The following is a 15,488-nucleotide window of genomic DNA, read 5'->3' as shown; positions in this document are numbered from 1 at the left end:
AGATCACGTGGGTTTTTCTCCACCCACCCGTGCGTCGAGCTTCCCCTACAACACGGTCCGGATACTCGCGGAACCTTTTTACAATATCAATATGACGGCGAAACGTCAAATTTTTCGCCGCTTTTCCGACCAAAAATCGGCAATTGCACAAGCTGGGATGCAGCCGCTGCCATCACGACAAAAGAGCACCCCTCCATGCTAGGCTTTTCGAATGGCTTTGGCAGATCTCCGCACGTGTTCCACCTCCTTCAAATTCATCGCCTTCACCGCGGTCCTTCTCCTTGGACCCATCTCCGCAGTACAAGCAGAGTCCGACGCATCTACCGCGAAAGATCCGCGGATCGGCTCGCTCATCGAGACACTCGGCAAAACGAAGATCCCTACCGACGTAGCTATCTCTCCCGACGGCTCGACCGTAGCCTGGTCCCTCCGGTCTCATGGAAACACTCAAATCCACCTGTCCGACGCAGTGAATCCTGATCCCTCCAAAGAGAAGATTGTGAGCACCGGATCAGGAGCAACCGGTTGCAGCAGCTCGGACCCGAAGTGGTCGCCCGACGGAGAATCGCTCGCGTTCGTCTCCGACTGCACCGCAAAAACCGACCAGCAGGGACAGGATCAGGTCTTCCTCTATTCGAAGAGCACCGGCGAATCCAAGCAACTAACTCATCTCACAGGCAACATCGACTCCCTCGCCTGGTCGCCAGACGGTAAGGCGATCGCCTTCCTCTTCGTCGAGAATGCTACCCGCAGCGCCGGCGCACTAGCCGCCATGAAGCCATGGTCCGGCGTCATCGGCGAAGACGGAGTCGAGGTGCAGCGAATCTACGCAGTAGACGTCGCTTCGGGCCTCGGAAACTGGATCTCGCCTAACCCTCAACTTCACGTATACGAGTTCAACTGGGCTCCAGACTCACGCAACATCGCATATATCGCTGCCGACTCGCCAGGCGAAAATAACTGGTGGGTTGCAAAACTCTATACGCAGAGCGTCGGTTTCATCGCCGCATGTGGCGAACACGAAAGCACCGACGATAAGGGCCAGCAAAGAAAGATAAAAATTTGCAAGGAAGACGGAGCGCCGATGGGAACTCCCTCCGTGCTTCTGGACACCACCAAAGTCTCCGGCTCGCTCCACAACCTCCAGATCGCCGTTCCCCGCTGGTCGCCCAACGGGAAGCAGATCGCCTTCATCGGCGGCCTTATGAGCGACCAGGGCTCAACGGGCGGCGATCTCTATCTGATCCCCTCCACTGGAGGCGAACCGAAGAACGTAACGCCGGGCCGCAATGCCTCTGTCGCCTTCTTTGGCTGGGCCGGCCCTGAGATCCTTGCCATTGCGGAGCACGTAGGCGGCAGCAGTCACCTCACCGCGATTGATCTCGCTACTGGCAAGGATATTCCGCAGGCCAGTGTCACATTTCCCGAGAGCATCGGTGCCGGCAATCTGGTCATGAGCGTGTCCCTTTCGCGCGAACATACCATCGCCATCATCCGCAGCTCGTTCGAGCGAGCACCGGAGGTATGGGCCGGCCCGCTTCATGACCTCAAGCAGATCACCCATCTCAACGACGATCTGAAGCCCGTCTGGGGCAAGACCGAGAACATCGAATGGACCAACGGAGACTTCAAAGTTCAGGGATGGCTGCTCTACCCTGCGAACTACGATCCTCAAAAGAAGTATCCGTTGCTCGTGGATGTTCACGGCGGACCTTCCGCAGCGGTTACCCCACGCTGGCCCGGCGTCGGCTACGGCGGCGTACCCTTCTCAGCGTTGGGATACTTCGTCTTCATGCCGAACCCCCGCGGAAGCTACGGCCAGGGTGAGAAGTTCACACAAGCCAACGTCAAGGACTTCGGCTACGGCGATCTGCACGACATCCTCGCCGGTATGGACGTCCTCGAAAAGCGCTTTCCCATCGACAAAAATCGTGAAGGCCTCACCGGCTGGAGCTACGGCGGCTTCATGACCATGTTCGGCGTCACCCAAACCAATCGCTTCCGGGCCGCAGTCGCAGGAGCAGGCATCAGCGACTGGAAGAGCTACTACGGCGAAAACTCCATTGACCAGTGGATGGTGCCATTCTTCGGGAAAACCGTCTATGACGATGCAGACGTCTACGCCAAGAGCTCGGCGATCGAATACATCAAGAAGGTCAAGACGCCAACCCTGGTTGTGGTCGGTGATCGCGACGGCGAGTGCCCCGCTCCGCAGAGCTTCGAGTTCTGGCATGCGCTGCGCGCCGAAGGCGTAAAGACGCAGTTGGTGATATACCCGAACGAGGGACACGGATTCCGCGATCCCGCACATCGAAGAGACGTTCTCGAGCGCGCTCTGAACTGGTTTGAAACAGAGATGCCCGCAAACTAGACGGTCCGTCTCCAAGCCTCGCTCCCTTCAACACTTTTTTTTGCTGAAGGGAGCGATCTTCCCACGATGCGAAATGATTGGTTGGATCGTCCAACCAGCGTTCACTCTTAGGCCCGGAAGATTTGCTTCCGGTCTGTGCAGCTTTTACACTATGGGTTCAGCTATCCAGCGGTTGCGGTGTGACCGTTCAGCTTGAGTTCTGGTTGGACGGGGAGGTTCAATGCGTCGGTTTCTCACGTTAGTTTTTCTTCTGCTTTTCACGATTCCTTTTGGTGTCTCAATCTCAGGCTGCTCCAAAAAATCAGCCACCGTCTTCTGCAACGGCGGAGACACCGGCCCTGCCGTAGGCCAGGTGTCGAACATCACGCTTCAACCAAAGATCTTCGGCGTCTCGCTGAACTTCTCGCAGATCAGTCAGGTTAGCGCACCGTCCGCAGTCGACTGCAAAGGGACAACCGTAACGGTGTCGAGCTACACCTACGCCACCTTCCTTCCGAACGGCCAGCCTGACATGACCATCGCCGATGTGCAGCCCACCACCGGCCGCCTCTGCGCAGGAACCTGGAACAGGAACACCGGCGGCGGCATCGCCGACTTCACAACCTGCAACCCCACCAACAAATCCGGCACCGTCTATGTCGTGGCAAATGGAGGCGGAGTCAGCAGCAACCCACTTCCCGTCTTTGTCCATCCCGTTGTCACCAATGTGACCCTCGGACCGCTATCGACAGACTGCGTCAACGATCCGGCCACCAACTGCAGCCCCGCCGCGTTTGACACGCAAGCCTCCACCTGCGCGCAAACCACCAACGGAAACGGCTGCTGCGCCGTACCGGTCCCGACAACCGCTACCGCCGCCGCCGAAAACGGTTGCGTCTCCCAATCCGTCACCAGCCAGCTGGCCGCCAGGGTGGTAGCCGGAAACGGCGCGAATATCAGTTGCCAGGTCGGCCATCTCTCCTACGCCCCGCAGACCGCTGCTATTGTCACCATCGACGAAAATGGCGTCGCCACAGCGCAGCAACCAGGTTCGACCGTCATCACGGCAAATATCTCGAACGCTGGAAGTTCCGCAGGATTCTTCTCCACCTGCCCTCCCATCTCGATCTCACTCACTGCACCCGTTGGAACCACACCTTCCACCAGCGTCACCGTCAATCCCAACAACGTTCAGCCGATCAACGTATTAGCGATAGACAAAAACAATACAATCCTCACCGGCCTCGCCCTCAACTTCGAATCCACGACTCCCACCACAATTCCAGCTGCTTCCGCAGCCTCGGTGACCCCCATCTTCCCCGGCGCCGCGGCCATTACTGCCGTCTGCCAGCCGCCCACTTGCAATCCTGCCCCGTTCAACCAGATTGGTCTCTTCGGCAACGGAAAAGCCATCACCTCGAATCCTGTTCTCGTCACAGCCCCAGGCACCAACAGCACCAATCTCTATATCGCCAGCACCAACTCGTTCTATCTGGTTCCGGTCGATTTCACGCAGCCTCAGCTTGGCAGCCCGGTTCGTCTCCCGTATCAGCCCAACTCCATGGTCATCAGTAACGACGGCAGCACGGTCTACATGGGAAGCTCCTTCGAGTTGATGACCTTCTCGGCCACGACAAACAGCTTAGGCGCTCAGGACACGACTGTACCCGGCTCTGTTCTCGCAATCTCACCCGACGGATCCACCCTCGTCATCACCGACCCGATTCGCCAGTTCGTCTACCTCTACAACACAACCGGGAGCATTCAAACCCAGTACGGCGGCGTTGGCACTCACGCCGTCTTTTCGCCCGACAGCACCACCGTCTATATCACCCTCGGCAACTACGACGCCTCGACCGGCGTCACCAACCCGAACAACCAACTCCTCGTTCACTCCACCTTCACCGGCTGGTATCAGACGCAAACAACGCTGCCCAACTCGACAACGCCGGTGAATACCAGCGATGTGGCGATTGGGGTTCCAAGCGTAGGCGCTTTCTTTGCCGGCAGCAACACCACGGCCCGCTCCTATTGCCCGGAGGCGACGATAGTTGGCTTGCCGGCCACCACCTCTTCGACCACGACCAACCTCTTCTACCCGGATGCCGCTGTGCTTGGCCCACAAACAGACCGAATCGCCACTACCGACGACGGTCAGCACGTCCTTGGCGCGACGGTCACGCCGAGCCCCACCTTTACCGACCTCTCGACCGCGCCCGGGCTGCCGAACAACGAATGCCCCGAAACCAACACGACGACCGGCCTCACCAAGCCGCAAACGTTTCCAACCAGCACCGCCTTCACTGGGCCACTGCCGGGCATAACAGCTACCGCAATCACAGGCGTCTTGCCCACCTCGGACTCGAAGATCGCCTTCATAACCTACCAGGGCAGCGGAGCCGTCGTGCCAACCTACACCCCGCAAGCCACCGGCGCCGGAACCCTTGGCAGCATCCCCCTCTCGACCGCACTCGGTACTCCCATCGCACCGGTCGCTGGCGTCGTGAGCGCCGACAACCAGACCTTCTTCGCTGGAACATCAGGTGACAATGCCGTCCACCTCATCACCAAACAGACCGACGGCACCTACAAGGACACCACCACTCCAATCGCGCCGAAGCTACCCGACGTGAACGGAAACATCGTCACACCAAATCTGCTCGTACAGAAGCCGCGCAAGGCAACTTCCTAGAATCAGGGTGCTCCCGTTGGTCGCAAGCTAAGATCCGCGCCGACCAACGGGAGGACCTAGCGTTTCATCCAGCCAAAACCGGTACACAAGTCACGAAGTGACCGCCGCCCGCGCAGGGCGCCCGTCCGGCAGGACACCGTCTCAGGCAAGCCGCGTCTTCAGCACATCCCGCGCAATCGCATCCAGAACGCCATTCAGAAAGTGAATCGACTCAGGCGCAGCAAACCGCCGTCCAATCTCCAGCGTCTCGTTGATGATGATCGCAGCAGGCGTATTGGGAAATCCCAACATCTCAGCGACCGCCGCACGCAGCAGATTCCGGTCAACCACCGGCATCCGCTCCAGACGCCAGTTCTGCGCATGCGCTTCAATCAGCTTATCGATCTCCTCATCGCGAGTCGTAGCGATGCGATAAAGATCCTCAGCAAATCCGCGCGTCTCGGCGTCCACATCTTCCACCGAAGCCCAGAAAAGCTTCTGTACCTGCTCAGGCGGCTGCTTGCCCAGGTCCCCCTGAAACAACATTTGCATCGTAAGCTCACGCGACTTCCGGCGGGTACCCATTATTTCTTCACCTGGCCGTTCTGCGCTGCGAGCTTACGCTGAATCGACACCATCTCAATCGCCGCACTGGCCGCCTCAAACCCTTTATTCCCTGCCTTGAGCCCAGCGCGGTCTAACGCCTGCTCCAGTGTTTCGCAAGTCAGCACCCCAAAAGCATGCGGAATCCCGGTATCCTGTTGCGACTGGCCAATCCCCCGCGCCACCTCGTTGTAAATCGCCTCGTAATGCGCCGTCTCGCCGCGAAGCAGGCACCCCAGCGTAATGATGGCATCAAACTTCTTCGACTCCGCCAGCGTCCGCGCGGCGTTCGGCACCTCCCACGCACCAGGAACCCGAACAACCTCAATGTCCGCCTTGGCAGCACCACTGCGATGCAGTGCATCCAGCGAGCCCTGCAGCAGCCTGTCGGTAATCACCGTATTCCACCGCGTCGTCACCACGGCAAAGCGCATATTCGCGGCGCTCAAGTCGCCCTCAATCGCCTCAGGCAAGCCATGAAGCGGATTCTCCGACTGCCAGAACCCAATCCTCAGCTCCGGACTAATCTGCACGCTGAAGAGTCTGCTGTTCCAATGCGTCAGCTCAGTGGCCGACAGAATATCCGCGATCTCCTCGCTGCGGTAGCTGGCGAGCAACCACTTTTCCACGAGCGAACGAATGTGATCCAGCTGCGTTGTCTCGACCAGCACAGGAGGCACCGCAGGCGCCCTTCCAGCGACAAACTCAAGGTTCCCAACAGGCGCCAGAAATGCTCTCCCGCGGCCCTGCGCATCCTGCCACCCCTTGCCCTCTTCAAAGCCAAGAGCAGAAAACAGGCTGGCGACACGGCCAAACTCACCCTCCGAGGCGATCGCGCTCACAAGCGTAATTCCCTTAATCATAGATTCGATTGTATCGTCTGGAGTGCGAAGCAAGCTTGCCCGAGGAGTGGTCTGTGAACTACGAAACACTGTTATGTGAGGTAAAGGATCAGATAGCGCGTGTCACGCTGAACCGCCCCAAGGTGCTCCACGCCCTGAACGCCCAGGTCTTCGACGAACTCGAAGCCGTCTTCACCACGCTCGCAACCGACCAAGCCGTGCGGGTCATCCTCCTCACCGGCTCCGGCGAAAAAGCCTTCGCAGCAGGCGCAGACATCAACGAACTAGCCGGCACTGACCCCATCGCAGGAGAGGCCAAAGCCCGCCGCGGCCAGGCCGTCTTTCGCCTCATCGAGACCTGCGGGAAGCCTGTCATCGCCTGCATCAACGGCTTCGCCCTCGGCGGCGGCTGCGAGCTCGCCATGGCCTGCACCATGCGCCTCGCCAGCGAAACGGCACGCCTCGGCCAGCCCGAAGTAAAGCTCGGCCTAATCCCCGGCTACGGTGGAAGCCAGCGCCTCCCTCGCCTCGTCGGTCAGCCAGCGGCGCTAAAACTCCTTCTCACCGGCGACATGATCGGCGCCGCCGAAGCGCTGCGAATCGGCCTGGTCGATGAAGTCCTCCCCGCCGACAAGCTCATGGAACGCGCCGAAGCCCTCGCCAAGACCATCGTCGGCATGGCACCGCTCGCCGTCTCCGGCTGCCTCGAAGCCGTCCGCGACGGAAGCGAAGTCAGCCTCGAAGAGGCCATCGACATGGAAGCAAAGATCTTCGGACGCCTCTACGCAACCGCCGACAAGCAGGAGGGCACCAAAGCCTTTCTGGAAAAACGCGCCCCCGTGTGGACAGGGCAATAAATCACCGGCCTTTGTCAGGAATTACAGGGAATTTTGCCCTTTTGATCGATGCGAGGGCTTGGTATGCTGTGATCGTGCCCAGACAGTTTTTATCAAGCCCCTCTCTATCCCGACCTTCGCTCTTAAGCCATTCGCTGCTTCGCTCCTCCCTGCCCTTATCCGCCCTCGCTCTCTCACTGGCTCTCACCGGCTGTTCTCGCCCCTCCATCCCCTCCATTCCCAACGTCTCTGAGGCCAACGCGCTCGCGGCCGAGCAGCAGCAGGAGACAGCCCTCGCCCGCCAGCAGATGGAGCTCATCCCCCCTCCCTCGAAGACCCGCTACATGGCCGTAAAGAGCCTCAATCTCTGGGAGAACCCATACATCACCGTGCAAGGCGGAATGGCGACCCTGCACGTCGTTGTCGCTGATGCCAACACCAGCAACCTCGGCGTCGGCGGTATGCTGCGACCCATCGGCGCACGCCGTCGCGATCTGAACGTACGCGTGTCCGACCTTCCCACCGCGCTCAATGCCATCCCCGAAGACTCCTGGCCTTATGGCCGCGTCATCGCAGTAGAAGAAGCCCACGAAGTCCCCGTGAGTGCCCGCCCGCAGGTTCGTCGCAACATGGAGAGCGTCATCAAAACCCTCAGCGACCTCGGCGTAGTCGTCTACGAGTGGAGCGACAACGGACGCAGTTGATCTCGCGAACTCGCCTACGCAAGCAGGTCTGATCTTCCATCCACGGTTGCGCTAAGATGCTCGTACCTTTGAGTGCGGCAAATCTTTAGAGCTGGGTGAACGATTGCAACTGCATACGACGGCACTGGTAGTCTTCTGTTTTTTCTTTCTCCTCGTAACCGTTGCCGGATTCTGGGCCGCACGCTGGCGAAGACCGAAGACAGGCATGGGCTCGCTCGAAGAATGGGGCCTAGCCGGCCGCAGCTTCGGTACCTGGATCACCTGGTTCCTCATCGGAGGCGACCTCTACACCGCCTACACCGTCATCGCGGTACCTGCAGCTCTCTACGGCGCAGGCGCAATGGGCTTCTTCGCAGTGCCCTACGCCGTCATCGCCTACCCCTACATGATGCTCGTCCTGCCGCGCCTCTGGATAGTATGCCACCGCCACGGTTACATAACCTTCGCGGACTTCGTCAACGGCCGTTACGGCAACCGCTGGCTCACCATCGCCATCGCGCTCACCGGCGTTCTCGCCCTCATGCCCTACATCGCCCTCCAGCTGGTCGGAATCCGCGTCGTCATCGGAGCAATGGGCATCCACGGCGAGTGGCCCCTCGCAGCGGCCTTCGTCATCCTCGCCGCCTACACCTACTCAAGCGGCCTGCGCGCCCCCGCCGTCATCGCCATCGTCAAGGACGTGATGCTCTACATCATGGTCCTCGCCGCTCTCATCTACATCCCCTACAAACTCGGCGGCTATGCGCACGTCTTCGAAATCGCCAATCAACTGCTGGCCCACCACACGCCAACCGCCACGATTCATCTGAAAGAGGGACAGTTTCTCGGCTACTCCACCCTCGCCATCGGCTCTGCCATAGCCCTCATGCTCTACCCCCACACGGCCACCGCAGTCCTAAGCGCGCAGAGCGCCAACGTAGTTCGCCGCAACGCCGCCATGCTGCCGGCCTACAGCTTTCTCCTCGGACTCATCGCCCTCCTCGGCTATCTCGCCCTTGCCGCAGGCGTCGTCACCAAGGACGCGAACATGGCCGTCCCACTGCTCTTCCTCAAAATGTTTCCGGAGTGGTTCGCCGGCTTCTGCCTAGCCGCGGTCGCCATCGGCGCTCTCGTGCCTGCAGCCATCATGTCCATCGCCGCCTCAAACCTCTTCACCCGCAACCTCTACGGAGCGCTGCTCAATCGCAAGATGCTCCCCGAAGAAGAGTCCCGCATGGCGAAGGTCGTCTCCCTCGTAGTCAAATTCGGCGCTCTGCTTTTTGTCCTCAAACTCCCCGCGCCCTACGCCATAGAGATGCAACTCCTCGGAGGAATTTGGATGGGCCAACTCTTCCCCTCGGTCGTAGTTGGCGTCTTCACACGCTGGTTCAATCCATGGGCTCTGCTGGTGGGCTGGGCCGCAGGCATGTCCAGCGGGACAGCCATGGCAGTGGCTTTGGGATTAAAGAGTTCGGTCTATCCCCTCCACCTCTTCGGAAGCACGTACCCCATGTACGCAGCCGTACCCGCGCTGCTCCTGAACCTGGCCGTCTCCACTGTGCTGACGCTTCTATTCCGCGGAATGAAATTTAACTCAGGAACCGACGTTACCGACGCTAAAGCCTACCTAGGCTAGAAAAGGTATACGAGTCACGAAGTGACCGCCCTCCGCGCAGGAGGCCCGTCCGGCAGGACGCCTCTACTCCCACTCAATCGTCCCCGGCGGCTTCGAAGTAATGTCATACACCACGCGATTGATCCCCCGCACCTCGCTCACAATCCTGCTAGAGATCGTCCTTAACACCTCATAAGGCAGCGGAGCCCAATCCGCCGTCATCCCATCCTCACTCTCCACCGCCCGCACCGCGCACGTATTCGCATACGTCCGCTGATCCCCCATCACCCCTACGCTCTTCACCGGCAGCAACACCGCAAAGCTCTGCCAAACCTTCCGATAAAGCCCCGCCTTCTTGATCTCATCCACCACAATCTGGTCGGCCTCCTGCAGAATCGCAACGCGCTCCGCCGTCACCTCACCCAGAATCCTCACCGCAAGTCCCGGCCCCGGAAAAGGCTGCCGCTCAATAATGTCCTCCGGCATCCCCAGGTCCCGTCCAATCCGCCGCACCTCATCTTTGAACAGATCCCGCAGCGGCTCAATCAACTTCAGCTTCATATCCGCAGGCAGTCCACCCACATTGTGGTGGCTCTTAATCGTATGGCTAGGTCCGTGCACACTCGACGACTCGATCACATCGGGATAAAGCGTTCCCTGCACAAGCCAGGCAATCTCCTCCCCAGCACTCGGCTGGCTATCTTTCTGGGCCTCAAAGATCTTCTTCGCCTCATCATCGAACACAGCAATAAACTCGTTCCCAATCACCTTCCGCTTCTGCTCCGGATCAGTCACCCCCGCCAGCTTCTCCAAAAACCGCTGCGAAGAATCCACAGCCACCACATTCAACCCCAGCTGCTCGCGCATCGTCGTCTGCACCTTCTGAAACTCATCCTTCCTCAGCACGCCATTGTTCACAAAGATGCAAGTCAGCCGATCCCCAATCGCACGCGCCACCAGCACCGCAGCCACGCTCGAATCCACTCCCCCACTCAACCCACAGATGGCATGTCCCGTCCCAACCTGCGCCCGCACCCGCTCTACCGTCGACTGAATAAAGTGCTCTGGCGTCCAATCCTGTTCTGCACCACAGATATCCAGACAAAAATTCTTCAACAGCTCCATCCCCTGCCGCGTATGCGCAACCTCAGGATGAAACTGCACCGCCCATATCCCTCTCGCCTCATCCGCAATCCCCGCCACCGCATTCGAAGTCTTCGCCGTCAGATGAAATCCTACCGGCAGTTCCTCCGCCTCGTCCCCATGCGACATCCACACATCGAGCGATCCCGGAAGCCCGCGAAACAGCGGCGTCTCCGCCACTACTGTCACCTCCGCATGCCCGTACTCACGCGCCGCCGCCCCAACCACCTTTCCACCAAGATGGTGCACGATGAACTGCAGCCCGTAGCAGATCCCAAGCACCGGCACGCCCATCGCAAGCACACCTGCATCCGCATCCGGAGCGTCCGCGTCATACACAGAGCACGGCCCGCCCGAAAGAATCACACCCTTCGGGTTGAGCTTCTTCACTTGCTCCAAGGGAGCTGTGCAAGGCAGTACGACCGAGAAAACATTGAACTCACGAATACGCCGCGCTATCAGCTGCGTATACTGCGACCCAAAATCCAGAATGACAATCGTTGAGGTATCCACCTACCTAGTGTAAATGCGGCAACGAAAGTCTTTCTCTACCAAAGCCCTGGCACAAATCTAGAAAAAATTCTGTCTGCGCCGATACGAGGAGTTCCGCTCGCGCGCACTCTCCATCCCACTCACCACCGCAATCCCCAACATGATCATGGCGAACGCAACAATGTACGACCCAGGAATATGACTTAGATAAGCGAGGTAGGACACAGCACCTATCAAAAGCAAATACGCACCACCATAGAAGGCAGAGGACATGATCTCGCTCCAGAGGGGAATCAGGGGCCCGTGCAAGATTAGGATGCCGTATTTCCCGCTCGCAGAGGAAAAACTTTAGTACTCGCCTGCGCTCGGCTACTAACCAGGATCTTTATGTCGCGTAGTCTGCACACCAGTAACGATCCCGACTCCCAGCATGATCACAGCAATCGCAACAATGTAGTGCTGCGGAATATGCATCAAGTGTGCGAGATAAGCCACACCCGCAATCAGAATCAAATATCCAACCGCGTAGATCCCAAATGACATAGTCGTTCTCCTGGCAAAAAATAGCCTATGGAGGTGTGATGCAAAATTTGCTTCTAACCCCGAGAAAAATATTCTGCGCCCTCGTAGGCTCGCCAAAGCTGCAAATAGGCCACCTGCCGCGCCACATGAAAGAAGTCAGATCCTAGAAAATAAAGGATCGTAACCCCTACCCACCACCAGAACAGAAACTCCGGCGTCGTCACACTCTCAAACGGCAGCGGAGTCGCCGAAAACACCATCGCCAATACAATCAACGCGATCTTCACGATCCCCATCACCAGATTGATCTCCACCAGCTTCGACTTCAGCGGCCCCAACCGAAACGCCGCCGTCAAACTTTCCCTCACGCCCAACCCCTTCAACATCGCCATCAACGGCGCCACCGACAACGCCCAGCTCACCACCGCCCACAGCGTAAACAACCCCAACGTCGCCACGATCACCAGAGAAAAATATCCCACAAGATTCGGCTCGCCACCCGCCGCATTGGGTCCAGTCACCGTCCACTCCGCTACCCGCTCCATACACCAGAACCACACCGCGAAGCTTCCCAGCAGCGCCAACACCCTCACCGCCTGCAACACAATCAGCGTCCCAACACGCGAATGCAGCCGTTCATCGGCCCGCCTCAACACCACCGTCCGACCCACCGCCGACACCACCACCCAAGTCACCACAAACAGCGGCGCCAGCCACAACGCCACACGCATCACCTGCGGCACCAGCAACGCCAGCGCTTTCGCCAATGTCTGTGCAGACCCCAGCGGATCCACCACCGTCATGCTCTTCAACGCCGCATAGTCCAACGGCGTAGCCTGCAAGATCTTCAGCCCCTCATACCGCAGCAACAACAGCGCAGGCACCCCATAAGCCCACCGCCAAAGCACCTCCAGCGCCGTCAGCGAAGGCCGCCGCCAGCACTCCGAGAGCGTATGCACAAACGACTGCGTCCCCCGAACCGTCCCCGCCGCAACCACCACTCCATCCTGCGGAATCTGCTCCACTACTTCACCACAAGATTCACAAGCTTACCCGGCACCACAATCACCTTCACTATAGTCTTCCCTTCAATCCGTGCGATCACCTTAGGATCAGCCAATGCCGCAGCCTTCACCGCAGCCTCATCGCTGTCCGCAGGGACCTTCACCACGGTCACCAGCTTCCCATTCACCTGCACCGGAATCTCAGCCTCATCCTCCCGCGCAAGTTCTTCATTCACTAATGGCCACTGCGTGCGGAACACCACTCCCTCGCCGCCAAGTTCCTCCCACATCTCCGCCGCAAAGAACGGCGCAAACGGAGCCAGCAACAATATCAAACTGCGAAACACCTCGGCCACGGCACCAGGAGAGAACTCCCCGGCGTCCATCGCCGCTTCATTCGCAGTAATCTCGTTCACCAGAATCATGATCGAAGAGATGGAAGTATTGAAGTGCCAGCGCCCATCGAAGTCATGCGTGACCTTCGCAATCGTCTGGTGCAACCGCCGCAACAACGCCTGATCCTTCGGTGCAGCATTACTTCCCTTCGCACGAGCAACACTCGAAAACTTCGTCGTCAGCCGGTACACCTTGCTCAAAAACCGCGAGATCCCCGCAACGCCTTCTTCCTGCCACTCCAGATCACGATCCGGGGGAGCCGCAAACAACGCATACATCCGAGTAGCATCCGCGCCATACCGCGAAATCATGTCATCCGGCGAAACCACGTTGCCCTTCGATTTCGACATCTTCGCGCCGTCTTTGATCACCATCCCCTGCGTGAACAAACGGGCCGCAGGCTCATCGTTCTTCACCAGTCCAAGATCCCGCATCACCTTCGTCCAGAATCGCGAGTAGATCAGATGCAGAATCGCATGCTCCACTCCGCCGATGTACTGATCGATCGGAAACCAGTAGTTCGCTTTATCCGTATCAAACGGCGCATTGGAATTTTTCGCATCCGCATAGCGGTAGAAGTACCAGCTCGAGTCCACGAACGTGTCCATCGTGTCCGTCTCCCTGCGCGCGGCACCGCCGCACTTCGGGCATTTCGCATTCACAAACTCCGGAATCCGCCCCAGCGGCGACCCGTTCGTCTGGGTAATATCCACCTGTTCCGGCAACAAGATCGGCAACTCGCTCTCAGCCACTGGCAGCGGCTCCTCCGGCGAGCACTTATCGCAATACACCATCGGAATCGGCGTACCCCAGTACCTCTGCCGGCTCACTCCCCAATCCTTCAAACGATACGTAACCGTAGGAGTACCAAATCCTTTTGCCTTCGCAAACGCAGCCATCTTCTCCTGCGCCTCAAGGCAGTTCTCCCCGGTCCATTCGCCGGAGTCGATCAACACCGCCTCATCTTCAGCCAGATAGGGAAGTTCACCCACCACAATACTGTCGTCATCCTGAGCGGAGCGAAGGATCCCTGTATTTTGGTTTTGGTCTTTCCTTCCGCCCGCAGGAGCAATCACTCGCCGCAGTGGCAGCCCGTACTTCTGCGCAAACTCAAAATCTCTCTCATCATGCGCCGGCACGCTCATAATCGCGCCCGTTCCATAGTCCGCCAGAATGTAGTTCGCCACCCAGATCGGCACCCGCTCGCCGTTGAACGGATTCACCGCAAACCGCCCGGTAAACACACCATGCTTTTCAATCGCACCCAGCGCATCCGACTCGCGAGCCACCTTCTGCTGCTCCAGCAACTCTTCAATCTGCACTCGCAGCGCGTCATCTTCCAGCGCAAACGCCTTCGACACCGCATGCTCCGGAGCAAGCTGCACCGACGTCGCCCCAAAGATCGTATCCACCCGCGTCGTGAACACCGTGATCTTCGCATCGCCATCCGCGACAGCGAAGTCTACATGCGCCCCTTCGCTCCGCCCGATCCAGTTCCGCTGCATCGTCCGGACCTTCTCCGGCCAACCCTCCAGCTTGTCGAGCCCGTCCAGCAATTCGTCCGCATACTTCGTAATCCGCAAAAACCACTGCGTCAGATCCCGCAACTCAACAACCGTATCCTCATGCCGCCAGCAGCGCCCGCCAATCACCTGCTCATTCGCCAGCACCGTGCAACATTCCGGACACCAGTTCACCTTGCTCTTCTTCCGATACGCCAGCCCCTTTTCGAACATCTTCAAAAAGAACCACTGGTTCCACCTGTAGTAATCCGGCAAACAAGTCGTCACCTCAGTGGACCAGTCGTAGCCATACCCCATCCGCTGCATCTGCTTCCGCATCGCAGCAATGTTCGAGAGCGTCCACTCCCGCGGCGGCACTCCATTCTTCAGCGCCGCATTCTCCGCCGGCAGCCCAAACGCATCCCACCCCATCGGGTGAAGCACGTTATACCCGCGCATCCACATATGCCGCGCCAGCGCATCGCCAATCGCATAGTTCCGCACATGCCCAATGTGCAGCGCGCCGCTCGGATACGGCAGCATCTCCAGGCAGTAGTACTTTGGCTTCCCCGAATCATGTGCGTCCGCCGCATAGAGCGTCTTATCCGCGTCCCACACGGCTTGCCACTTCGGCTCGATCTCAGCCGGGCTGTAGCGTTGCGGCTGATTCGACTCCGCAGCAGTAGAACTCTCAACAATGTTCGCGGTTTCACCGCCGATTTCGCTCATTCGTGTCTCAGGCATACTACTTCGATTGTAACTGTCTCGCCCCTCACAGAAACACGCTCAGGCAACGTACTTGCATTGTGCCTCTCAAATCCCTATAAAG

The 15,488-nt window shown here is 58.9% G+C and carries 12 protein-coding genes; 5 read left to right on the top strand and 7 right to left on the bottom strand.

Annotation, left to right across the window (positions count from 1 at the left end; all coding sequences use genetic code 11):
* The first annotated feature begins 211 nt into the window (after positions 1-211).
* Both RBB76_RS14370 and RBB76_RS14365 read left to right on the top strand, forming a co-directional pair.
* On the top strand, positions 212-2,371 hold the full coding sequence (locus RBB76_RS14370; protein ID WP_429630268.1) for a S9 family peptidase: 2,160 nt from the start codon (positions 212-214) through the stop codon (positions 2,369-2,371).
* 220 nt (positions 2,372-2,591) lie between these two features.
* Positions 2,592-5,042: a YncE family protein gene (locus RBB76_RS14365; protein ID WP_429630270.1), complete on the top strand. Its 2,451-nt coding sequence runs from the start codon at positions 2,592-2,594 to the stop codon at positions 5,040-5,042.
* 141 nt (positions 5,043-5,183) lie between these two features.
* Here RBB76_RS14365 and nusB read toward each other — a convergent pair whose 3' ends face one another.
* Together nusB and ribH are read right to left on the bottom strand one after the other, a co-directional pair.
* On the bottom strand, positions 5,184-5,606 hold the full coding sequence (gene nusB, locus RBB76_RS14360; protein ID WP_429630272.1) for a transcription antitermination factor NusB: 423 nt from the start codon (positions 5,604-5,606) through the stop codon (positions 5,184-5,186).
* A complete protein-coding gene (gene ribH / locus RBB76_RS14355) occupies positions 5,606-6,487 on the bottom strand; it encodes a 6,7-dimethyl-8-ribityllumazine synthase (RefSeq protein ID WP_429630274.1) in 882 nt (293 codons plus the stop codon). Before ribH ends, nusB begins: the two co-directional genes overlap by 1 nt.
* 53 nt (positions 6,488-6,540) lie before the next feature.
* Here ribH and RBB76_RS14350 point away from each other — a divergent pair, with 53 nt between their 5' ends.
* The 3 genes from RBB76_RS14350 to mctP all read left to right on the top strand — a co-directional run bounded on the left by RBB76_RS14350 (position 6,541) and on the right by mctP (position 9,621).
* Positions 6,541-7,323 carry an enoyl-CoA hydratase/isomerase family protein gene (locus tag RBB76_RS14350; RefSeq protein ID WP_429630276.1) on the top strand — a complete coding sequence of 261 codons (783 nt, stop codon included), beginning with the start codon at positions 6,541-6,543 and terminating at the stop codon, positions 7,321-7,323.
* Between the two features lie 74 nt (positions 7,324-7,397).
* Positions 7,398-8,006, top strand: a complete 609-nt coding sequence (locus RBB76_RS14345) for a hypothetical protein (RefSeq protein WP_429630277.1) — start codon at positions 7,398-7,400, stop codon at positions 8,004-8,006.
* A gap of 103 nt (positions 8,007-8,109) precedes the next feature.
* Positions 8,110-9,621 (top strand): monocarboxylate uptake permease MctP, encoded by a 1,512-nt coding sequence (mctP, locus tag RBB76_RS14340; protein ID WP_429630279.1) that lies wholly within the window; start codon positions 8,110-8,112, stop codon positions 9,619-9,621.
* A gap of 63 nt (positions 9,622-9,684) precedes the next feature.
* Here mctP and guaA read toward each other — a convergent pair whose 3' ends face one another.
* From guaA to leuS, 5 genes are all read right to left on the bottom strand, one after another.
* Positions 9,685-11,256, bottom strand: coding sequence for a glutamine-hydrolyzing GMP synthase (gene guaA / locus RBB76_RS14335; RefSeq protein ID WP_429630281.1), 1,572 nt, complete (start codon positions 11,254-11,256; stop codon positions 9,685-9,687).
* 57 nt (positions 11,257-11,313) lie between these two features.
* Entirely contained in the window at positions 11,314-11,508 is a 195-nt protein-coding gene (locus RBB76_RS14330; RefSeq protein WP_429630283.1) for a hypothetical protein, read from the bottom strand.
* A 99-nt stretch (positions 11,509-11,607) separates the two neighbouring features.
* Positions 11,608-11,778 (bottom strand): hypothetical protein, encoded by a 171-nt coding sequence (locus RBB76_RS14325; RefSeq protein WP_429630285.1) that lies wholly within the window; start codon positions 11,776-11,778, stop codon positions 11,608-11,610.
* 53 nt (positions 11,779-11,831) lie between these two features.
* On the bottom strand, positions 11,832-12,782 hold the full coding sequence (locus RBB76_RS14320; protein ID WP_429630287.1) for a hypothetical protein: 951 nt from the start codon (positions 12,780-12,782) through the stop codon (positions 11,832-11,834).
* Positions 12,782-15,403 carry a leucine--tRNA ligase gene (leuS, locus tag RBB76_RS14315; RefSeq protein ID WP_433963432.1) on the bottom strand — a complete coding sequence of 874 codons (2,622 nt, stop codon included), beginning with the start codon at positions 15,401-15,403 and terminating at the stop codon, positions 12,782-12,784. The genes RBB76_RS14320 and leuS overlap by 1 nt, the downstream gene beginning before the upstream one ends.
* Between the last annotated feature and the right edge of the window lie 85 nt (positions 15,404-15,488).

Source organism: Tunturiibacter psychrotolerans (assembly GCF_051013365.1).
GTDB lineage: Bacteria > Acidobacteriota > Terriglobia > Terriglobales > Acidobacteriaceae > Edaphobacter > Edaphobacter psychrotolerans_A.
Note: the sequence above shows the minus strand (reverse complement) of the source record. Positions and strands in the feature narration are given on the sequence as shown.